At 72.5% G+C, this 21647-nt stretch carries 16 protein-coding genes and 2 pseudogenes; 5 read left to right on the forward strand and 13 right to left on the reverse strand.

Annotation, left to right across the window (positions count from 1 at the left end):
• Positions 1–56: 56 nt before the first annotated feature.
• The 6 genes and pseudogenes from ACRWNP_RS00970 to ACRWNP_RS00995 all read right to left on the reverse strand — a co-directional run.
• Positions 57–776 (reverse strand): ABC transporter permease subunit, encoded by a 720-nt coding sequence (locus ACRWNP_RS00970; RefSeq protein ID WP_431958913.1) that lies wholly within the window; start codon positions 774–776, stop codon positions 57–59.
• A gap of 23 nt (positions 777–799) precedes the next feature.
• The gene (locus tag ACRWNP_RS00975; protein WP_431958914.1) at positions 800–1717 is read right to left on the reverse strand and encodes an ABC transporter ATP-binding protein; all 918 of its coding nucleotides are present in this window, start codon (positions 1715–1717) and stop codon (positions 800–802) included.
• Positions 1714–2619 carry an ABC transporter permease gene (locus ACRWNP_RS00980; protein ID WP_431958915.1) on the reverse strand — a complete coding sequence of 302 codons (906 nt, stop codon included), beginning with the start codon at positions 2617–2619 and terminating at the stop codon, positions 1714–1716. The genes ACRWNP_RS00975 and ACRWNP_RS00980 overlap by 4 nt, the downstream gene beginning before the upstream one ends.
• Entirely contained in the window at positions 2606–3520 is a 915-nt protein-coding gene (locus tag ACRWNP_RS00985) for an ABC transporter ATP-binding protein (protein ID WP_431958916.1), read from the reverse strand. The genes ACRWNP_RS00980 and ACRWNP_RS00985 overlap by 14 nt, the downstream gene beginning before the upstream one ends.
• Positions 3521–4215: 695 nt before the next feature.
• Entirely contained in the window at positions 4216–4806 is a 591-nt protein-coding gene (locus ACRWNP_RS00990; protein WP_431958917.1) for a DUF6344 domain-containing protein, read from the reverse strand.
• 321 nt (positions 4807–5127) lie between these two features.
• Positions 5128–5340 (reverse strand): annotated as a pseudogene (locus tag ACRWNP_RS00995) (hypothetical protein); the annotation flags it as partial.
• A 96-nt stretch (positions 5341–5436) separates the two neighbouring features.
• On the opposite strand from ACRWNP_RS00995, the gene ACRWNP_RS01000 reads away from it, so the two are divergent.
• Positions 5437–6324, forward strand: coding sequence for an LLM class flavin-dependent oxidoreductase (locus ACRWNP_RS01000; protein ID WP_431958918.1), 888 nt, complete (start codon positions 5437–5439; stop codon positions 6322–6324).
• On the opposite strand, the gene ACRWNP_RS01005 is transcribed toward ACRWNP_RS01000, so the two are convergent.
• Positions 6317–6733 carry a DUF6083 domain-containing protein gene (locus ACRWNP_RS01005; RefSeq protein ID WP_431958919.1) on the reverse strand — a complete coding sequence of 139 codons (417 nt, stop codon included), beginning with the start codon at positions 6731–6733 and terminating at the stop codon, positions 6317–6319. The two genes, ACRWNP_RS01000 and ACRWNP_RS01005, sit on opposite strands and share 8 nt — an antisense overlap.
• Before the next feature lie 108 nt (positions 6734–6841).
• On the opposite strand from ACRWNP_RS01005, the gene ACRWNP_RS01010 reads away from it, so the two are divergent.
• A complete protein-coding gene (locus tag ACRWNP_RS01010) occupies positions 6842–7702 on the forward strand; it encodes an HAD family hydrolase (protein WP_431958920.1) in 861 nt (286 codons plus the stop codon).
• A gap of 12 nt (positions 7703–7714) precedes the next feature.
• Here the strand turns inward: ACRWNP_RS01010 and ACRWNP_RS01015 are convergent.
• From ACRWNP_RS01015 to hisC, 5 genes and pseudogenes are all read right to left on the reverse strand, one after another.
• A pseudogene (locus ACRWNP_RS01015) lies at positions 7715–8833 on the reverse strand (GAF domain-containing sensor histidine kinase); the annotation flags it as partial.
• 51 nt (positions 8834–8884) lie between these two features.
• Positions 8885–12349 carry a thiol reductant ABC exporter subunit CydD gene (gene cydD / locus ACRWNP_RS01020; RefSeq protein ID WP_431958921.1) on the reverse strand — a complete coding sequence of 1155 codons (3465 nt, stop codon included), beginning with the start codon at positions 12347–12349 and terminating at the stop codon, positions 8885–8887.
• 13 nt (positions 12350–12362) lie between these two features.
• A complete protein-coding gene (cydB, locus tag ACRWNP_RS01025; protein WP_431958922.1) occupies positions 12363–13364 on the reverse strand; it encodes a cytochrome d ubiquinol oxidase subunit II in 1002 nt (333 codons plus the stop codon).
• Positions 13365–13375: 11 nt separating this feature from the next.
• A complete protein-coding gene (locus tag ACRWNP_RS01030) occupies positions 13376–14875 on the reverse strand; it encodes a cytochrome ubiquinol oxidase subunit I (protein ID WP_431958923.1) in 1500 nt (499 codons plus the stop codon).
• A gap of 156 nt (positions 14876–15031) precedes the next feature.
• Positions 15032–16105 carry a histidinol-phosphate transaminase gene (hisC, locus tag ACRWNP_RS01035; RefSeq protein WP_431958924.1) on the reverse strand — a complete coding sequence of 358 codons (1074 nt, stop codon included), beginning with the start codon at positions 16103–16105 and terminating at the stop codon, positions 15032–15034.
• A 338-nt stretch (positions 16106–16443) separates the two neighbouring features.
• On the opposite strand from hisC, the gene ACRWNP_RS01040 reads away from it, so the two are divergent.
• The 3 genes from ACRWNP_RS01040 to ACRWNP_RS01050 all read left to right on the forward strand — a co-directional run bounded on the left by ACRWNP_RS01040 (position 16444) and on the right by ACRWNP_RS01050 (position 19769).
• Positions 16444–17541: a LacI family DNA-binding transcriptional regulator gene (locus tag ACRWNP_RS01040; RefSeq protein ID WP_431958925.1), complete on the forward strand. Its 1098-nt coding sequence runs from the start codon at positions 16444–16446 to the stop codon at positions 17539–17541.
• A 170-nt stretch (positions 17542–17711) separates the two neighbouring features.
• Positions 17712–18749, forward strand: coding sequence for a metallophosphoesterase (locus ACRWNP_RS01045; protein ID WP_431958926.1), 1038 nt, complete (start codon positions 17712–17714; stop codon positions 18747–18749).
• Positions 18750–18911: 162 nt separating this feature from the next.
• Complete coding sequence (locus ACRWNP_RS01050; protein ID WP_431958927.1) at positions 18912–19769, forward strand: hypothetical protein; 858 nt, start codon at positions 18912–18914, stop codon at positions 19767–19769.
• Between the two features lie 85 nt (positions 19770–19854).
• Here the strand turns inward: ACRWNP_RS01050 and thiC are convergent, their stop codons facing one another.
• On the reverse strand, positions 19855–21612 hold the full coding sequence (thiC, locus tag ACRWNP_RS01055; protein ID WP_431958928.1) for a phosphomethylpyrimidine synthase ThiC: 1758 nt from the start codon (positions 21610–21612) through the stop codon (positions 19855–19857).
• Positions 21613–21647: the final 35 nt, after the last annotated feature.

Consider the following 21647-nt stretch of genomic DNA (forward strand, 5'->3'; position numbering starts at 1 on the left):
GGCGGAAGAAGACCACCCGGGCGGCTTACCGGAGGACAGGGCCTAGCCCGGAACGATCACTCCTCGCCGGCCAGCGTCAGCGACCGCATCCGCTGCCCCGCGAAGGCCGTCGCGGCAAGGGTGACGCCGACCAGCAGCACCACCGCGAGCGGCAGCCCCACATCGGAGGTCACCGTGCCCTCGCCGGCGATCCTCTGGGCCAGTGCCAGGGCCCACTGCTGCACGCTCAGCGTGCGCGCCCCCGGCACCAGGCTGCCGATCAGCGACTCCCAGATCAGCGCGTAGACCAGGCCGAAGACCACCGCCTGCCGGGTCACCACGCCGAGCAGCAGGAAGATCGCCGCGTACGTGACGGAGGCGACCGCCGCCGCCGCGGTGAACGCGACCGCGATGCCCTGGCTGTTGCCGTTGAGGATGAACCCGGCGATCAGGGTCGGCACCGCCGAGAAGACCACCGACACCGCGATGGCGACCAGCAGTTTCGTGACGGTGATCGTCGGCCGCCGCACCGGCTTGGCCAGCAGGTAGATGATCGAGCCGTCGTCGATCTCCGGCCCGATGGCGCCGGTGCCTGCGATCACGCCGACCAGCGGCACCATCGTCGCCAGCGCGAAACCGCCCAGCACCGAGCTCGCGATGGAGTCGTCGGCGCCGACCAGCGCGCGCACCGCCGCGGAGATCAGGATCAGCAGCGCGGGCAGGGCGAACAGGACCAGGGCCCGGCGGCGGCCCAGCAGCCCCCGGTAGGTCAGCCTCGCCACGGTGGGATTGAACATCGGAGCTCCTTACAGCCGTGTGCCTACGCCGTGACCAGGTAGGAGAAGACGCTCTCCAGGGACTCGTCGGACGGCGAGACCGTGTAGAGCCGGATGCCCCGCTCCCGCGCGACACGCGGCAGCAGCTCGGTGAAGCCGGCGAAGTCGATCGCCTGGATGCGCAGCGCGCGCTCCTTCCAGTCCAGCTCGATGGCGGCCGTGGACCCGTCCGCGATCAGCGCGGCGGCGAGCGCCCGGTCGTCGCTGGAGCGCACCAGGTAGCGGTGCGGCCGGTCCGTCATGAGCCGGCGGATCTTGCGGAAGTCGCCCGACGCGGCGTGCCGGCCGGCGACGACCACCTCGATGTGGCTCGCCAGCTGCTCGACCTCCTCCAGGATGTGCGAGGAGAACAGCACCGTGCGGCCCTCGGCACCCATCCGGCGCAGCAGGTCCATCAGGTGCAGCCGCTGCCGGGGGTCCATGCCGTTGAAGGGCTCGTCCAGCAGCAGCACCGACGGGTCGTGCACCAGCGCGGAGGCCATCTTGGCGCGCTGCCGCATGCCCTTGCTGTACGTGGAGACCGGACGGTCCTGGGCGAACTCCATCTCGACCGTGGCCAGGGCGCGCTGCGCCGCCGCGCCCGGATCCGCCAGCCCGTGCAGTTCGGCGTTGGCGACCACGAACTCGCGGGCCGTCAGGAAGTCGTACATCGCCTCCCGCTCGGGGACGATGCCGATGTGCCGGTACACCTGCTCGTTGCGCCACACCGTGGCGCCGTCGAGGGTCACGGTGCCGGCCGAGGGGGCCAGGAAGCCGCCCATCATGTTGATCAGGGTGGACTTGCCCGCGCCGTTGGGGCCGAGCAGACCGGTGACGCCGGGCCCGATCGTCATCGTCACGTCGTTGACGGCGACGACATTGCCGAACCAGCGGGACACGTGGTCGATGGACAGGGTGGTCACGACAGTACGGCCTTTCGGTAGCGGCGCATCAGCAGGCCGAAGGAGCCGGCGATCACGGCGAGGAGGACGAGGAGGTAGACCGTGCCGACGACCGCGTCCTTCGGGCCCGCGCCCTCGGGGAAGCTGGAGGTCGCCCCCAGCCACCAGGTCTGCGCTCCGTCGATCAGCGTGATCGGCGAGAACAGGCCGAGCCAGCCGATCACGTCGGCGTTGCCGTTGATCGAGGCGACGCCCTGGACGCTGGTCACCGCGCCGTACGAGAGCGTGAACACCGCGATGACAGCGGCGACACCGAAGCCCCGGCGCGGCGTCAGCGCCGCGATGACCAGGCCGATGCCCGAGAAGAGCATCGACAGCAGCAACGCGGCGAGCATCGCCTTGGCGAAGCCCGCGCTCTGGTCGCTCACGTCGAACTTGGCCAGCAGCGCCCCGATGTACATGATCAGCAGCGGCGTCGCGGTGAGGATGAACAGCGCCGTGGTCAGCGCGGCGAACTTCGACGCGACGTAGTCGACCGCCTCGATCGGGCGCGAGAAGTACAGCGGGGTCGTCTTGAACCGCAGGTCGAGCGAGACGGCCTGCGGGGCCTGCGCCGCCAGGTAGAGGCCGATGACGGCCTGCATGATGATCGCGTACTGGGTGTACTCGATCGGCAGCTTGGTCGCCTTGGTGCCGATCGCCACCGCGACCATGATCGCGGCCGGAACGCACATCACGGCCAGCAGGATCATCGGCAGCACCTTGGACTTCGCCGAACGGCCGAGTCCGTACGCGCCGCGCAGACTCTGGACGTACAGCGACTTGCGCGCGTAGCCGCGGCCCAGGCGCGGGCCGTCGTAGTGCCGGTAGCCGATGTCGTGGATGACGTCGGCGGCGGGCGGCCTGCCCTCAAGCTGCGTCATGCTCGTCCCCTCCCCGGAAGATCTCGGCGATGCGGTGCCGGTGCTGCTCCATGCGCACCAGGCCCGTGCCGAGTTCCGCGACCGCGTCGCGGACCGCGTCGTACGTCTCGTCCCCATCGATGTCGACCATGATCAGCCGGCCGTCCGAGTGCGCGTTGAGCCCGGCGGCGGTCAGCTTCGCCACCAGTTCGTCCTCGTGCTCGGTGACCTCGACGGTGAGCGAGGCGGTCGTCTGGGTGAAGTCGCTGGTCGAGGAGGAGCGCAGGAGGGAGCCACCGTCGATGACCACGATGTGGTCGCTGGTGCGCTCCAGTTCACCGAGCAGGTGGGAGGTCACCAGCACGGAGATGCCGAACTCGGTGTGGACGCGGCGGATCAGCCCGAGCATGTCGTCACGGCCGACGGGGTCCAGCCCGTTCGTCGGCTCGTCGAGCAGCACCAGCCGGGGGTCGTGGACCAGCGCCTGTGCCAGCTTGACCCGCTGCTTCATGCCCGTGGAGTACCCGCCCATGGGGCGGTACCGCTCCTCGTACAGGCCGACGTGGCGGAGCGTGTCCGCGGTGCGCTCGCGCGCGGCGGCCGGCGGCAGCCCTGAGATACGGGCCATGTGGACGACGAACTCCGTCGCCGACACGTCCGGCGGCAGGCAGTCGTGCTCCGGCATGTAGCCCACATGGGCGCGGATCGCCGCGCCCTGCGTCGCCACATCCATGCCCAGGACGGCGGCCCGGCCTTCCGTGGCGGGCGCCAGCCCGAGGAGGATCTTGATCAGGGTCGACTTGCCGGCTCCGTTGGCACCGACCAACCCGGTCACGCCGGGTGCGATGTCGACGGTGAGCCGGTCCAGAGCGGTCACCCTCGGGTACCGCTTCGTCAGGCTTTCGGTAGCGATCACAGTCACGCCACGAATCTAGTGGCGTGGACCACACCCCGTCGTCAGTCTGGGGGGGCGGTTGTGCGTAGTCCTTGGGGTTGACTCCCCCGTAGGGGAGGCGGTGCGGTGCGTCCGTCTCGCGGGGTTTTCTCCCGTGGGTCACGCGGTTCAGCCGTGACGGGGCGTGCTCCGGGAGCTCGGTCGGCTCCACCGGTCGCCCCCGACCAGCCGGACCCCGCGGTGGTGCCGCGTGGCGCTGCGTCGGGTCGTGGGGTGCGGGCGGTCGGGTGTGCGTGTGCCGCGCTCGCGTGGGGGGTTCGTGGGGGTGCGGTCCTCGGGCGTGCGGTCCACGGGCGTGCGGTGTGTGCCTGTGGCCGGCCCGCGGTACGCACGGATGCGGTGGTACGGGCCGCCGTCGTGCGCGGGGGGTGAGTCGGTGACCTGACGGTCGGTGGCCCGCGGGTGGGGCCGGGTCGGTCCGACGGCGAACGTCACGGCCTCGGGGGTGCGGGTCGTCTCCGGCATCGTCGTCCTCATCCTCGTGCTCGTGCTCGTCCGCCCAGTCCTGCTCGGGGCGCCGTGTCCGGCGCCGTGGTGGTGCTGGTGCGCTTCCCCTCGGGCGGTCCGCTCGACGCGGTCCTCCGGGGCCGGGACGGCCTGACGTTCCGTCAACGGGAGCCATGCGGCACGCCGTACCGGCTGGTCACGCACATCCACGGCGGTCATGCGCACAGCGCCCACTCGCGGCGGGGGGTACGGGCCGGGGCCTCGGTCACGTCGCTCAGCACGGGGTCGAGGCCGGCGTCGCCGATCGGGCGGGTGCGCACGCGGGCCACGGGCGAGGCGCCGTGAGCCTCGGCGCGGATGCGCTGCTTCATCGTCGGCGGCAGGGACTGGGCGTCGGCCACGGCGGCGAGGCAGGGCGCCGGAACGAACGGGACGGACGGCTCCGGCACGACGGGCTCACTGCGGTACGACGTACGGCACGACGGGACCTCGGGGGCGCGTACGCCAGGCTCCACAGTGAGCACCGGTTCGGCCCGCAGTCCCGGTTCGGCACGGAACCCCCGACCGGACGCGGCGGCGTCCACCGCGACCGGTTGTGGTGCCGGCTCCGTACGAGGTGCCGGTGCCCAGTGGCGGACCGCCTCGGCGGTCGGCAGGAAGCGGGTCCCGGGGACGGTCTCCGGTCGCGGCGCGGCCGGAGCCGTGCTACGCGACGCCGGAACGGCGAACCCGAAGTACGCGACCATCTTGAACAGGAACGTCACGAAGACGTCCCAGAACGTCCTGACATGGGTGTTGGCAGCCATGACCTCTCACTTCCTTCGGTGAGTCGGGAGCGACTAATCCGATGATGCGGAAGCGAGCACGAAATCCTCGGTGCCGCACCCCGAGGGTGCCGATATTCCGATCAACACCACCCGGGTGGCCCAGCCGTGCCCCGGCCGGCCGCTCCGGTGACGACCTCTCACCGCGGTGCGCCCCGAGTTGCGGCTCCCCGCTCCTGGGGGTAGCGGGCGGGGTTCCGGCCGGCGCGCCCTGTGAGGCGGCCACCAGGCGCCCGTGACGTGCGGCGGGAGCGGCCGCGCGGGCCCGGCTCGACGACGGATTCCACCGGACGGCGGCCACCGCCCGGATCGCCCGGCTGTTTCGGGCCGGGCGGCGCCGTCGGTGAACGCGCCGTGCTCCTCCTCGTAACGGCGCAGCTCCGCACCGAGCAGCTGGTGCCTGATCTGGCGGGCGACCGCCTCCGCGACGTAGCCGGAGACGTTGTCCGTGAGCCTCTTCAGCTCCGCCACCTGCTCCGTGGGCAAAGTCACCGTGATGCGGGTCGTGCCAGCCATGGGACCGGCATACTGCGGTATGCGCGCTATCTGTCGGGATCTGTGTCGCCGGTCGGCACACCGGTGGCGGCGGGAAGCCCGCGTATGGTCGGGGTCATGCGTCTGAGCACGGTGATCCTTCCCATCCACCGGTGGTCCGAGGGACAGAAGATCTGGCGACGGGCCGAAGGCCTCGGGTTCCACGCCGCGTACACCTACGACCATCTCTCCTGGCGGAGCTTTCGCGACGGGCCGTGGTTCGGCGCGATCCCGACGCTGACGGCGGCAGCGACGGTAACGCGGCGTATGCGTTTGGGCACGCTCGTGACCTCGCCGAACTTCCGGCACCCGGTGACGCTCGCCAAGGAGCTGATCACCCTCGACGACGTCAGCGACGGGCGGCTGACGCTCGGCATCGGCGCCGGCGGGGTGGGCTACGACGCGACCGCGCTGGGCCAGGCGCCCTGGACACCGCGGGAACGGGCCGACCGTTTCGGCGAGTTCGTCGCCGTGCTGGACCGGCTGCTGACGGAGCCGGTGGTCAGTCACGAGGGCGAGTTCTACTCCGCGGACGAGGTGCGGAACATCCCCGGCTGCCGGCAGCGGCCGCGGGTGCCCTTCGCGGTGGCGGCGACGGGCCCGCGCGGCCTGCGGCTGGCGGCGCGCTACGGCCAGGCCTGGGTGACCTACGGCGACCCGAAGGGCCCGGCGGACGTGCCGGTGGACAAGTGCCTCGAGGTCGTCGCGCACCAGTACGACCGACTGGAGATCGCCTGCGCCGAGATCGAGCGCGATCCGGGCGAGCTCGACCGCGTCCTGCTGACCGGGTCGACGGCCGAGCGCCCCCTGGAGTCACTCGACGCCTTCGTCGACTTCGCGGGCCGCTACGCGGAGGCCGGCATCACGGAGATCGTGCTCCACTGGCCGGTGCCCGACTCCGTCTACGCGGCGGACGAGAAGGTCTTCGAGCGCATCGCGACCGAGGCACCGGCCCAGCTCAGTTGAGCCGGCGGCGGGCGTTGCGCCGCCACTGGCCGAGCAGCACGGGCGACGCCGCGGGCGGCGGGCCCGCGGGGCAGACGTCGAAATGACTGATCCGGCAGGTGTCGGAGGGCGCGGCGGCGCGCAGGTTGACCGCCGTGCCGTCGCCCGCGACGCGCCAGCGGCGACCGGCCGGTACGGCGGCCAGGGGCCACTCGCCGGGCTCGATCAGGATCCAGTGACCGCCGGCGGTGCGGTGGCGGTACCCCGCGCAGGCGCACCGGCCGCAGGTCGTGGCGGCGCCGGTCGCCGGATCGGTGACGGGTATCGCGGTGCGCGCGGCCAGGCGGATGCCGTCCACGACGGTCGGCAGAGCGTCGGCCAGGAGCACCGGTTCCCGGTCGGGCTGCTCTTCACAACGCAGAAGGGCCATGGCGAGATGGTGGCACCCGGGACTGACAACGGCGACGGAGAGTGTGGCGGTGCTCGCACTGCGCACCCGCCTGCTGTCATATGCACCGGCATGGGGGACCATGGGTCGGTGACCTCAGCCACCCAGCATCCCCGGACCCCGGACGCCACCCTCGCGGCCCCCGCGCCGCGGCTGATCGCCACCGACCTGGACGGCACACTCCTGCGCGACGACAAGACCGTTTCGGACCGTACGATCGCCGCGCTGGCGGACGCGGAGGCCGCGGGCATCGAGGTCTTCTTCGTCACGGGCAGGCCCGCCCGGTGGATGGACGTCGTCGCCGCGCACACCGCCGGCCACGGCATGGCGATCTGCGCCAACGGCGCCGCCGTCTACGACCTGCACCGCGGCAGGCGGCTGCTGGCGGCCTACCCGCTCGACCCGCGGGACGCGCTCGCGGTCATCGCGGCCCTGCGCACCGCCGTCCCCGGCACGGCCTTCGCCGTCGAGCTGACCGGCGGCTTCGCGTACGAGCCGGGCTACCCGCCGTACGCCCCCGCGCCCGACGCGGTCGTCGCCCCGGTGGGGGAACTGCTCGACGGCGGGCGTCAGGGCCAGCCCGTGCTGAAGCTGCTCGCCAAGCACCCGTCCATCGACCCGGACACCTTCCTGCACACCGCGCGCGCGGTGGCCGGGGAGCACGCCGAGATCACCCGGTCCAGCGCGTCGGCGCTGCTGGAGATCAGCGGCACGGGGGTCAGCAAGGCGACGACCCTCGCGCGCTGCTGCGCGGACCTCGGCATCTCCGCACAGGAGGTGGTGGCCTTCGGCGACATGCCCAACGACCTCGCCATGCTGTCGTGGGCGGGCACCTCGTACGCCGTCGCCAACGCCCACCCCGACGTGCTGGCCGCCACGACGCACCGCACGGTGGCCAACGAGGAGGACGGCGTCGCTCGCGTCATCGAGCGGATCCTCGCCGCCCGCTGACGCCACCCGGTCTCAGAGGGGCGCCTCCCAGGCGAGCGTGGTGCCCTTGCCGTCCGGCCCCGGCCCGAAGGTCGACTCGCCGCCCAGCGACTCAGCGCGGCGGGCGAGGTTGCGCAGCCCGCTGCGCCGTCCGGTCTCGGGGATGCCGATGCCGTCGTCGGAGACGATGAGCCGCACCCCCTCGCGGCCGTCGGCGAGCACGGCGGTGGCGTCGAGCACGACCTCGACCCAGGTGGCGCCCGCGTGCCGCTGGACGTTGGACAGCGCCTCGCGCAGCGCCGCCACGAGGTTGCGGGCGCTGAGCGCGCCGACCCGGTGGTCCACGGGCCCGACGAAGCGTACGGAGGGCGGGAAGCCCAGGCCCCGCGCGGCGGATCCGGTCTCCCGCAGCACCTGGGCGCGCAGTCCCGACGGCGCGTCGTCCCGCGGCTCCTGCTGCAGCGCGAAGATCGCCGTCCGCACCTCCTGGATGGTGGCGTCCAGTTCCTCGACCGCGTGCGCGATGCCCTCCTCGGCCTCGGGCGACAGCGCCTTGCGCCGGGCTCCCTGGAGCATCAGGCCCGTCGCGAAGAGCCGCTGGATGACCAAGTCGTGCAGGTCGCGGGCGATCCGGTCGCGCTCCTCGTAGACGGCCAGCCGGTTGCGGTCGCGCTGGGCGTCGGCGAGCAGCAGGGCGAGTGCCGCCTGTGCCGCGAACTGGGTGGCGACGAAGCGCTCGTCCTCGGTGAAGCCCGGCGCGCCGTGCGCCCGCGGCAGTGCGAGCGCGCCCATCACATGACCGCTGCTCTGCAGCGGCAGCATCATGCAGGCGCCGAAGCGCGGGGCGATCGCCATGGTCATCCGGTCGTCGGTCGCGGCGTCGTCCGCGAACACCGGCTCGCCCGCCATCAGCGGCGCGACGGGCGGGCTGTCGGCCTCCAGGACCGTGCCGACCAGTCCCGCGGGCTGTCGGGCCGAGACCGCGACCACCTCCAGACCGCCCTCGACGGTCGGCAGCAGAACCAGGCCGGCGTCGGCCCCCACGAGCGCGCGGGCCTGCTCGGCGACGACGTCGAGCGCGTCCTCGCCCGGTTGCTCGTCCGGTTGTTCGTCCGCCAGCAGCGCGGACGTGACCGAGCCGACGGCGTCCAGCAGTTTGGCCAGTGGTTCTGCCATACGGCGAGCCTAGGACGGTGCCGCGTTCTATGCCGTGATCGACTCCGGCTCGGGCGCGCCCAGTGCCTCGGCCGCCCGCTCGCGCTCCAGGCCCCGGCGGAACGGGCTGTCGGCGGCGGCGAGCTCACGGTGCGTACCGCGCTGGACGACCCGGCCGCCGTCGAGGACGAGGATCTCGTCGACCTCCTCCAGACCGGTGAGGCGGTGGGTGATCAGCACGGTCGTACGGCCGGTGGTCGCGGCCAGCAGATCGGCGGTCAGGGCGTCGGCGGTGGCCAGGTCGAGGTGTTCCGCGGGCTCGTCGAGCACCAGGACGGGGAAGTCCGCGAGCAGCGCCCGGGCCAGCGCCAGCCGCTGGCGCTGGCCGCCCGACAGGCGGGTGCCGTGCTCGCCGACCGGGAGGTCGAGGTCCAGGTCGAGCCGGGCCGCGGCGAGCGCCTTCCGCAGTTCCGCGTCGTCCGCGTTGGGGCGGGCCAGGCGCAGGTTCTCCCGGACCGTGCTGTCGAAGGCGTGCGCGTCCTGGGCGCACAGACCGACCATGCGGCGCACGGCGTCGCCGTCGAGGGCCGTCGCGTCGGTGCCGGCGAGGGTGTACGTGCCCGCCTCGACGTCCAGGAAGCGCAGCAGCACATGGGCCAGGGTCGTCTTGCCCGAACCGGAGGGGCCGACGACGGCGATCCGGCGGCCGGGCGTCAGTTCGAGGCCGACACCGTCCAGCGCGGGACGGGGCTGCCCCGGGTGGCGGGCGGTGAGACCGCGCAGCACCAGGGGGTGCGGCCCGGTGGGCGCGGCCGCGGGGTGTGCCGGCTCCCGTACGGGCTCGGGGGTGTCGAGCACGTCGTACACGCGCTGCGCCGCCTGGCGGCTGCGCTGCCGGTACTGTGCCGCGAGCGGCATGGCGGCCACCGCCTCGAAGGCGGCGAGCGGGGTGAGCACGACGACCGCGAGCGCCACCCCGGACAGTCCGCCGCCGGCCACCGCCCGCAGGCCCGCCCAGGCGCAGACGGTGACAGTGAGTCCGCTGACCAGGGCGCCGAGCCCGGCCCCGAGCGCCGCGCCGGCCGCGGAACGCGCGGCGATCCGGGTGAGCACGCGGTCCGCCTCGGCCGCCTTTGCGCGGCGCCCGGGCAGGGCCCCGGCGACGGTCAGTTCCGCGGTGCCGGTGAGCACCTCGACCACCTGGGCCGCGAGTTCGCCGCGGGCGGGGGCGAGGGCACGTTCGGCGCGCCGGGCGAGCGCCGCGGAGGCGGTCGGCACGGCCACGCCCGCGGCGAGCAGTCCCACCGCCAGGGCGGCGCCGGCACCGGGCAGCAGCCACGCGGTGAACGCGGCCGCGGCGGTGCCGGTGAGCACGGCGGCGCCGGCCGGGAGGAGCCAGCGCAGGAAGTAGTCCTGCAGGCCGTCGACGTCGGCGACGAGGCGGGAGAGCAGGTCGCCCCGCCGGGTGTCACGCAGCGCGGCCGGCGCGAGCCGCTCCAGCCGGCGGTACACCGTGACCCTGAGGTCGGCCAGGGCGCGGAAGACGGCGTCGTGCGAGACCAGGCGCTCGGCGTAGCGGAACACCGCCCGGCCGATGCCGAAGGCCCGGGTCGCGGTGACCGCGACCATCAGGTAGAGGACCGGCGGCTGCTGGGAGGCCCGGGAGATCAGCCAGGCCGAGGTCGCCATCAGGCCGACGGCGCTCAGCAACGCGAGGGCGCCGAGCAGCAGCGCGAGGGCGAAGCGGGGCCGTAGCGGTGCCGCGATCCGGCGCACCCGGGTCAGCGGCGCGGAGGTCCTGGAGGACGCGGGCGCAGCGACGGCGTGGGCCGTGCCGAGGGGTTCGGGGGCGGTCGCCGCCGCCTCGGCCCGGGCGGGGTGCGCCACCGCGGGTGGCACGGCGTCCTGCGGGCGGGCGTCGAGCCGCACCGTCCGGTCCGCCACGGCGAGCAGCGCCGGGCGGTGCACCACGAGCAGCACCGTGCGGCCGGCCGCGAGCCGCCGGACGGCGTCGACCACGGCCGCCTCGGTCTCCCCGTCCAGCGCCGCCGTGGGCTCGTCGAGCAGCAGCAGCGGCCGGTCGGCGAGGAAGGCCCGGGCCAGGGCGACGCGTTGCCGCTGTCCGGCGGAGAGCCCCCCGCCGCCCTCCCCGAGGGCCGTCGCGGGGTCGAGGTCCGGGGCGCCGGCGTCCCGGAGTGCGGCACGGACCTCGGCCGGGCTCGCGTCCGGCCGGGCCAGCCGTACGTTGTCGGCGACGGTCCCGGCGAACAGGTGCGGCCGCTGGGGCACCCAGGCGATCTGCCGGTGCCAGCCGGCCGGGTCGTGGTCGGCGAGGTCGGTGCCGTCGGCCAGGACCCGTCCCGAGGTCGGCTCGGTGAAGCCGAGCAGCACACCGAGCAGCGTGCTCTTGCCGATCCCGCTGGGGCCGGTGAGGGCGATCGTCTCACCGGGGGAGACCCGCAGGGAGACGGGCCCGAGGCGGCCCTGCACGGCGACCCCGTCCAGTTCGACGACCGCGGTCCGCAGGTCGGGGGCCGGGGCCGTACCGCGCCGGGGCGGTGCGGTCTCCAGGACGGCGAAGACCTCGTCGGCGGCGGAGAGCCCCTCGGCGGCCGCGTGGTAGTGCGCGCCCACCTGGCGCAGCGGCAGGTACGCCTCGGGTGCCAGGACGAGGATGACCAGCCCGGTGTAGAGGTCGAGTTCGCCGTGGACCAGCCGCATGCCGACCCCGACGGCGACCAGGGCGACCGAGATGGTGGAGAGCAGTTCCAGGGCGAAGGAGGAGAGGAAGGTGATGCGCAGCGTCCGCATGGTGGCGCGCCGGTGGTCTGCGGTGATGGCGCGGATGGACTCGGCCTGCGCCTTGGCCCGGCCGAAGACCTTGAGGGTGGGCAGGCCCGCGACGACGTCGAGGAAGTGGCCGGACAGCCGGGAGAGCAGCTGCCACTGACGGTCCATGCGGGCCTGGGTGGCCCAGCCGATGAGGACCATGAAAACCGGGATGAGAGGGAGGGTCAGGGCGATGGTGAGCGCCGAGATCCAGTCCTCGGTGACGATGCGGGCGAGGACGGCGGCGGGCACCACGACGGCCAGGCCCAGTTGGGGCAGGTAGCGGGCGAAGTAGCCGTCGAGCGCGTCGATGCCCCGGGTGGCGAGCGTGGTGAGCTCACCGGTCCGGCGCTCGGTCAGCCCCGCCGGGCCCAGCGCGGTGACGTGCTCCAGCAGCCGTGTCCGCAGCTGGGACTTGACGGCGGCGGAGGCACGGTGGGCGCACAGCTCGGTGAGCCAGGAGACGGCCGCCCGGCCGGCCGCGACACCGGCGAGCAGCAGCAGCGGGGTGCGCAGCGCCCCGGCGTCGAGACCGTCCTCGAAACCCCCGACGACGATCTCCGCGACGACCATCGCCTGCGCGATGACCAGGCCCGCGCCGACGAGACCGAGCAGGACGGAGACGGCGAGGAACACACGGGCCGAGCGGGCGTACCTCAGGAGCCGGGGGTCGACGGGTTTCACGTGAAACAGCTCCTCAGTGCGCTTCGGCGATGTGCTGAGTGCCGATCCGCTTGCGGAACACCCAGTACGTCCAGGCCTGGTAGAGCACGACCAGCGGGGCCGCGATCCCGGCGCACCAGGTCATGATCTTCAGCGTGTAGGGGGTCGAGGAGGCGTTCTTCACCGTCAGGCTCCACGCGGGGTCCAGCGTGGAGGGCATGACGTCCGGGAAGAGCACCAGGAAGAGCATCGCCACCGCGGCGACGACGGTGACCCCGGAGTAGGCGAACGCCCAGCCCTCGCGGCCCTTCAGGTTGGCGCCGAGCGCGGCGAGCAGCGCGAGCACGGCGACGACCGCGGCCGCCAGGCTCCAGGCGTCGCCGCCGTGGCCCTGCGTCCAGGCCAGGAAGGCCAGAGCCAGCACGGCGGTGACCGCTCCGGCCCGGGTGGCGAACCGGCGGGCGCGGGCGCGGATGTCGCCGAGGGTCTTCAGCGCCGCGAAGACCGCGCCGTGGAAGGTGAAGAGGCTGAGCGTGACGAGTCCGCCGAGCAGGGCGTAGGGGCCGAGCAGATCGCGAATCCCGCCGGTGTACTCACCGGAGGCGTCGATCTCCACCCCGTGCACGATGTTGGCGAACGCCACGCCCCACAGGAACGCGGGGACCAGGGAGGTCCAGAAGATCGCCTGCTCCCAGGCGGTCTGCCAGCGTTCACTGGCGCGCTTGGCCCGGTACTCGAAGGCGACGACCCGGACGATCAGGCAGAGCAGGATCACCAGGAGCGGCAGGTAGAAGCCGGAGAAGAGGGTCGCGTACCACTCGGGGAAGGCGGCGAAGGTGGCGCCGCCGGCGGTGATCAGCCAGACCTCGTTGCCGTCCCAGACCGGGCCGATGGTGTTGATCAACACCCGCCGCTCGGGGCGGTCGCGGGCGAGCAGCCGGGTGAGGACGCCGATACCGAAGTCGAAGCCCTCGAGGAAGAAGTAGCCGGTCCACAGGACCGCGATGAGGACGAACCAGACGTCGTGGAGTTGCATGCCGTCTCTCCCTAGTACGAGAAGGCCATCGGGCGGTCGGCGTCGCCGCCGATCTTCGTGGGGGGATCGAGGTCGGCCTCGGTGAGCTCGGGCGGCCCGGCCTTGGCGTACTTGACCAGGAGCTTGACCTCGACGACGGCGAGGACGGCGTAGAGCGTGGTGAGGACGATCAGCGAGGTCAGCATCTCGGCGGTGGAGACGCCGGGGGAGACCGCGTCCTCGGTGCGCAGCAGCCCGTACACCACCCACGGCTGGCGGCCGTTCTCGGTGAAGATCCAGCCCCAGGAGTTGGCGATCAGCGGGAAGCCCATGGTGAGCAGCCCGATCCGCCAGTACCAGCGGGACAGGGCCGGGGAGAGGGCGGTGTTCCTGGTGAGCATCAGATGCGGGGGCTCGTCGTCGGCGGTGCGCCGGTCCTCGGCGAGCCAGAACCTGCGGCGGGTGAGCCAGAGTCCCGCCAGGCCGACCGCGAAGGAGGTCATGCCGAACCCGATCATCCAGCGGAAGCCCCAGTAGGCGACCGGGATGTTGGGCCGGTAGTCGCCGGGGCCGTACTTCTCCTGCTCGGCCTTGTTGACGTCGTTGATGCCGGGGACGTACGAGCTGAAGTCGTCGTGGGCGAGGAAGGACAGCAGGCCGGGGACCTCGACGGCCACGGTGTTGTGGCCCTTCTCGACGTCGCCGTAGGCGAAGATCGAGAACGGGGCCGGGGACTCGCCGTCCCACAGGGCCTCGGCGGCGGCCATCTTCATCGGCTGCTGCTCGTACATGACCTTGCCCAGCCGGTCGCCGCTGATCGCGGTGAGCAGGCCGGCGACGACGGCGGTGACCAGGGCGAGGCGCAGCGAGGTCCTCATGACGGCGACGTGCTTGCGCCGGGCCAGGTGGTAGGCCGAGATGCCGATCATGAAGGCGGCGCCGGTCAGGAAGGCCGCGGTCAGTGTGTGGAAGACCACGACGAGGGTGGTGTTCTGGGTGATCACGGCCCAGAAGTCGGTGAGCTCGGCGCGGCCGGTGACCTTGTTGTAGCGGTAGCCGACCGGGTGCTGCATCCAGGAGTTGGCCGCGAGGATGAAGTACGCGGACAGGATCGTGCCCAGCGAGACCAGCCAGATGCAGGCCAGGTGGAGCTTCTGCGGGAGCTTGTCCCAGCCGAAGATCCACAGGCCGATGAAGGTGGACTCGAAGAAGAAGGCGATGAGCGACTCGAAGGCGAGCGGGGCGCCGAACACGTCGCCGACGAAGCGCGAGTAGTCCGACCAGTTCATGCCGAACTGGAACTCCTGGACCAGGCCGGTGGCCACGCCCATGGCGATGTTGATCAGGAAGAGCTTGCCCCAGAACTTGGTCGCCCGGAGGTACTTCTCCTTGCCCGTGCGCACCCAGGCCGTTTGCAGGCCGGCGGTCAGGGCGGCGAGGGAGATCGTGAGGGGGACGAAGAGGTAGTGGTAGACGGTCGTGATGCCGAATTGCCATCGCGCGACGACGACGGAGTCCAGTGCCAGGTCCACGTCACGCCTCCTAACTTGCCGCGTTTGTGAAAGTGAACGCATTCACAAACTCAGTATGCCGCACACGCTTTCGCCCCCTCACACCGGGGGGTGGGAAGGGGCGAAAGGGGGCATGCTATGACGCCCCGTGGCACCCGGGACGCCGCGTGGGAACGGCTACAACTCCTTCCGGAAAGCCTCTGCCGTACGGAGCAGGACGTCGTTGGCGGCCACCTCGCCGACCGTGATCCGCACACCCTCCCCCGCGAACGGACGGACGGTGACGCCGGCCCGCTCGCAGGCCGCGGCGAAGTCGGTCGTGCGCTCCCCCAGGCGCAGCCACACGAAGTTGGCCTGTGTCTCCGGCACCGTCCAGCCCTGCGCGGTCAGCCCGTCGAACACCCGGGTCCGCTCGGTGACCAGCGCGTCGACCCGCTCCAGCAGCGCCGCCTCCGCGCGCAGCGAGGCCACCGCCGCATCCTGGGCGAGCTGGCTCACGCCGAAAGGGACGGCCGTCTTGCGCAGCGCCGCGGCGACCGGCTCGTGCGCGATCGCGAACCCCACGCGCAGCCCGGCGAGCCCGTACGCCTTGGAGAAGGTGCGCAGCACCGCGACGTTGGGGCGGTCGCGGTAGACCTCGACGCCGTCCGGGACCTCGGGGTCGCGGATGAACTCCTTGTACGCCTCGTCCAGCACGACCAGCACGTCCGAGGGGACGCGGTCCAGGAAGCGCTCCAGCGCGGCCCGGCGGACCACCGTGCCGGTGGGGTTGTTGGGGTTGCAGACGAAGACCAGCCGCGTCCGGTCGGTGATCGCCGCGGCCATCGCGTCGAGGTCGTGGGTCTCGTCCGCGTCCAGCGGCACCGGCACCGAGGCCGCTCCGCTGATCTGCGTGATGATCGGATAGGCCTCGAAGGACCGCCAGGCGTAGACGACCTCGTCACCCGGTCCCGCGGTCGACTGCAGCAGTTGCTGCGCGACACCGACCGAGCCGGTGCCCGTCGCGATGTGCTCCACCGGCACGCCGAAGCGGTGTGCCAGCTCGGCGTGGAGGGCCGTGCACGCCATGTCCGGGTAGCGGTTGAAGTTCTCCGCGGCGGCGGTGGCCGCCTCCAGGACACCCGGCAGCGGCGCGTAGGGATTCTCGTTGGAGGACAGCTTGTAAGCGGTCACTCCCTCTTCCACGGCCGGGGGTCTTCCCGGCTTGTACGTGGGGATGCCGTCCAGTTCGCGGCGCAGTTTGGGGCTCATGCCCCACACCATACGAGCGCCCGCCCGGCCGGGGGAGGCCTTGCGGCCCACGGGCGCGCGACGGGGGCTCGCGGCGGACGGGGCAGGCGGTGCGACGCACTGAGCGCCCGTGGCGCGCGCGGTGGCGCGCATCCCTCGTAGGGGTGAGTTGACGGTCACGCACACCGCGGGACGCCGGGCGGGCGGCGCCCCGTGACGGACCCGTGATCCTCGGTAGACACCCGCCGTCACCTGCGATTTTCCCGCCACGCCCGGCACCGCGGGCGGGGAAACGTATCTGTCAACGCCTTCTCCGGCACCCCGCGAACGGACCACCCGGCCCCTACTATCACCACGCCATGACAGCAGCAGGGAACCACCAGGCGAGCCGGCCCGTCGGACGCCGGCTGGAGCGGGCCGGCATCAGGGACGTCGCCGCCGCGGCCGGTGTCTCGATCACCACTGTCTCCGACGCGCTCAACGGCAAGGGCAGACTGCCCGACGCCACCCGCCGCCACGTCCGTGAGGTCGCCGACCGGCTGGGCTACCGCCCCTCCGCCGCCGCCCGCACGCTGCGCACCGGCAGGTCGGGGCTGATCGGGCTGACGGTGACGACGTACGGGGAAGAACCTTTCACCTTCACCGAGTTCGCGTACTTCGCCGAGATGGCCAGGGCCGCCACCTCCGCCGCCCTGGCCCGCGGCTACGCCCTGGTCATCCTGCCCGCCTCCTCCCGGCACGACGTGTGGAGCAACGTGGCGCTGGACGGCACGGTCGTGATCGACCCCTCGGACCACGACCCGATGGTCACGGAGCTGGTGCGCCAAGGCATCCCCGTGGTCAGCGACGGCCGCCCGGCCGGCAGCCTGCCCGTCCGGGCGTGGGTGGACAACGACCACGAGGCCGCCGTGCTCGGCATCCTGGAGCACCTCGCCGAGGCGGGGGCCCGCCGGATCGGACTGCTCACCGGCACCAGCACCGACACGTACACCCGGCTGTCCACCACCGCCTACCTCGGCTGGTGCGAGCGGATCGGCCAGGAACCCGTCGTCGAGGCCTACCCGGCCCACGACCCGTGCGCCGGCGCCGTCGCCGCCGACCGCCTGCTCGCCCGGCCCGACCGCCCCGACGCGGTCTACGGCCTCTTCGACCCCAACGGCACCGACCTGCTCGCCGCCGCCCGCCGCTACGGGCTGCGCGTGCCCGACGACCTCCTGCTGGTCTGCTGCAGCGAGAGCGTGGTCTACGCGACGACCGAACCCCCGATCACCACGCTCTCCCTCAAACCGGGGCGGATCGGCACCGCGGTCGTCCAGCTGCTCATCGACGCCATCGAGGGGGTGGACGCGGGCCGCCCGGTACAGCAGGTCATGCCGACCGACCTGATCGTCCGCACGTCCTCCCAGCGGCGCTCGCCACGCACCACCATCAGCCCGCCCCGCGGGCCCGCGGGGTAATGGGAACGGTCGCCTCCGGTTGAGAACAGCCCGCCCCGGGCGGATTTGTCCGCACGGGATGAAATCGCTATCAGCAGGTGTGTCACGCCACGACATCGTCATTCCTATGATGGGCGGATGGTGGCGCGACGGTGGAGGGGTCGATGACTCAGGGGGCAGGTCAGGGACCCATGCCCGGTACCTCGTACGGCTGGTCTCAGGACCCCGCGGAGGCGGTGGCGCACGCTGCGCCCATGACGCCGTCGGCGCACCCCGCCGATGCCGTCGGGGCCCCGCCCGGATACCCGGCCGGACACGAACCGACCATGATCGACGAACAGATGATGCCCCCGGAGTACACGCCCACCCAGCGCGACCTCCCGGTGGTCACCGCGACCGACGCCCAGGCACTGGGCCCGCTCTACGTCGTCGGCGACGTCCACGGCTACCTGGACCGGCTGTGCGAGGCCCTGTACGCGACCGGGCTGATCGACTCCGAGGGCCACTGGGCGGCCGGCAACGCCCGCTTGTGGTTCCTCGGCGACTTCACCGACCGCGGCCCCGACGGCATCGGCGTGATCGAGCTCGTCATGCAGCTGTCCGCGGAGGCCGCCGCGGCCGGCGGCTACGCCCGCGCCCTCATGGGCAACCACGAGCTGCTGCTGCTCGGCGCCCACCGCTTCGGCGACACCCCGGTGAACTCCGCCGCCGGCACCGCCTCCTTCCTCGCCGCCTGGCGCCTCAACGGCGGCCAGACCAGCGACATGGAGCGGCTGCAGGACCACCACGTCGCCTGGATGTCCCGGCTGGACGCGGCAGCCCTCACCGACGGCCACCTGCTGCTGCACTCCGACACCACCGCGTACCTGGAGTACGGCACCACCATCGACGCGATGAACGACGCCGTCACCGGCATCCTGCAGCGCGGCGACGCCGACGAGTGCTGGGAGCTGTTCCGCAAGTTCACCCGGCGCTTCGCCTTCCGCGGCGAGTCGGGGCCACAGGCCGCCCGGGAACTGCTGGACACCTACGGCGGCCACCGCGTCGTGCACGGCCACAGCCCCATCCCGTACCTGCTCGGCGAGCCCGGCGGGGAACTCGGTGCCGAGCAGCCGGACCGGTCCGCTGTCGTCGAGGGACCGCACGTGTACGCGGAGGACCTGGCGGTGGCCATGGACGGCGGCGTGACCATGGACGGCAAACTCCTGGTCGCGCAGCTGCCGTTGTAGTCCCCGGAAAACTCCATTTTCCGGAAACACTCTGTCACCGCGTCACCTCCGCGCTCTACCATCGGGATATCCGTAGGCAGCTTCTCCTCCGCTTCCGCCCAGCCGGTCCGGACCTTCGTCCTTCGTGAACTCCGGGCGGCACCGGAGACGGAGCATCGGGGGATGCACATGAACAGCGCTCCACACCTGCTGACCGAGGACCGCCCGGAGTTCGAGCGTGCCCTCGACACGGCTTTGCGCTCGGAGGGCACGCGGGCCGCCCTCGCCGACGCGCGGAACCGTCTCAACGCCGAGCAGTTGCGCACCATGGCGCTGGGCGCGGCCGAGTCCATCTCCGCCTGCGCCGCGCCCGAGTACGAGCAGTTCGTCAAGGTCCGCGAGACCTTCGCGGAGCGGCGCAGAGAGGCACGCACCGCCACCGTGCCCGGCCTGGGCTACGCGGCCGCGGCGGCCCCGGTCACCGCGGACGGCTCGGGGGCCGGGCTGTTCGCCGTCGTCGCCGTGCTCACCCCGATCCTGGCGGGTACGGCCGCCTTCATCTTCCTCGTGCTCGGGTACGCCCTGCGCTTCGGGCACCCCGAACCGGCGATCGCCCCGCCATTGCGGCAGGCCGGCTGGCTCTTCGCGGCCGTCGCCGCCTGCGGCGTCGTCATCGGCATGGCCGGGCTGCTGCTCACCGCGCTGCGCAACGGCTCGACCGCCCTCCACGACCCTCCCGACAACGAGCCCCGGGACGTCGCGCTCGCCCGCGAGCTGTGGCGCCGGGCCCTGGTGGAACGGGGGCTGCAGCCCTTCCTCGACGAGGCCCTCGCCAAGGCCGCCGGCGCCGCGCCCACCGCCCCCACCGCGACCACGGGCGGCAACTCCCGGATGCCGCGCCTCGGGTACTCCCGTCCCGACTTCTCCAGCCCCGGCCCCGAGTCCTCCCCCGAACCCGGGGACCGCTTCACCAGCCCGGACTTCTCCAGCCCCGACTTCTCCAGCCCCGACTTCGGCGGCCCTGACCACACCCCGGACTGACGCCCCGCGCCCGGGGCGGTTCCACGAGGTCCTGGCGGGCCCGCGGTGCCCTCGGGGGTCGCGGGCCCGCCGGGGCGGGAAAGGGTCAGTCGGCCAGCGGGAGGTAGACCCGGTTGCCCGAGGCCGCGAACTCCTTGGACTTCGCCAGCATCCCGGCCTCGATCTCCTCCGCGGTGGCTTCCGCGTCGCCGCCGAACCGCTCCGTGATGCTTCTACTGATCTTCATCGAGCAGAACTTCGGCCCGCACATGGAGCAGAAGTGCGCGGTCTTGGCCGGCTCCGCCGGGAGCGTCTCGTCGTGGAACGCCCTTGCCGTGTCCGGGTCGAGGGCCAGGTTGAACTGGTCCTCCCAGCGGAACTCGAAGCGGGCGTCGGACAGGGCGTCGTCCCACTCCTGGGCGCCGGGGTGGCCCTTGGCGAGGTCGGCGGCGTGGGCGGCGATCTTGTAGGTGATGACGCCGGTCTTGACGTCGTCGCGGTCGGGCAGCCCCAGGTGCTCCTTGGGGGTGACGTAGCAGAGCATGGCCGTGCCCCACCAGGCGATCATCGCCGCGCCGATGCCGGAGGTGATGTGGTCGTAGGCGGGCGCGATGTCGGTGGTGAGCGGGCCGAGGGTGTAGAACGGCGCCTCCTCGCAGATCTCCTGCTGGAGGTCGATGTTCTCCTTGATCTTGTGCATGGGGACGTGCCCGGGTCCCTCGATCATGGTCTGTACGCCGTGCCGCTTCGCGACGGTGTTGAGTTCGCCGAGCGTGCGCAGCTCCGCGAACTGGGCCTCGTCGTTGGCGTCCGCGATGGAGCCGGGACGCAGGCCGTCACCGAGGGAGTAGGTGACGTCGTAGGCGGAGAGGATCTCGCAGAGCTCCTCGAAGTTCTCGTAGAGGAAGCTCTCCTTGTGGTGCGCGAGGCACCAGGCCGCCATGATCGACCCGCCGCGGGAGACGATGCCCGTCTTGCGGCGGGCGGTCAGCGGGACGTAGCGCAGCAGCACGCCGGCGTGGACCGTCATGTAGTCGACGCCCTGCTCGGCCTGTTCGATGACGGTGTCCTTGTAGATCTCCCAGGTCAGTTCCTCGGCCTTGCCGTCGACCTTCTCCAGGGCCTGGTAGAGGGGGACGGTGCCGATGGGGACGGGGGAGTTGCGCAGCACCCACTCGCGCGTGGTGTGGATGTTGCGGCCGGTGGAGAGGTCCATGACCGTGTCGGCGCCCCAGCGGGTGGCCCAGGTCATCTTGTCGACCTCCTCCTCGATGGAGGAGGTGACGGCCGAGTTGCCGATGTTGGCGTTGACCTTCACCAGGAACCGCTTGCCGATGATCATCGGCTCGCTCTCCGGGTGGTTGACGTTCGCCGGCAGGACGGCGCGTCCCGCCGCGATCTCCTCGCGGACGACCTCGGGGGAGACGTTCTCGCGGATGGCGACGTACTCCATCTCCGGGGTGATCTCGCCCCGCCGCGCGTACGCCAGTTGGGTCACCGGCTGCCCGGGAGCGCCGCGCCGGGGAAGGCGGGGACGGCCGGGGATGACGGCGTCCAGGTTGCGCAGGCCGCCGCGCGGTGAGGTGTGTCTGACGCCGTCGTCCTCCGGGCGGACGGGGCGGCCGGGGTACTCCTCGGTGTCGCCGCGGGCGACGATCCAGTTCTCCCGCAGCGGCGCGAGGCCGCGGCGGACGTCGGTGGTGATGTTGGGGTCGGTGTACGGGCCGGACGTGTCGTACAGCGTCACGTCCCGGCCGTCGGTCAGGTGCACTCGGCGGACAGGGACCCGGATGTCCGGGCGGGACCCGGTCACGTAGCCCTTGTGCCAGCCGATTTCGCGCGCGCGTGCATCCTGCATGGTCATGAGACCCACTCCCTACGCCGGCATTACCCGGTAAC

The organism is Actinacidiphila sp. bgisy160 (assembly GCF_965342435.1).
Taxonomy (GTDB): Bacteria; Actinomycetota; Actinomycetes; order Streptomycetales; family Streptomycetaceae; genus Actinacidiphila.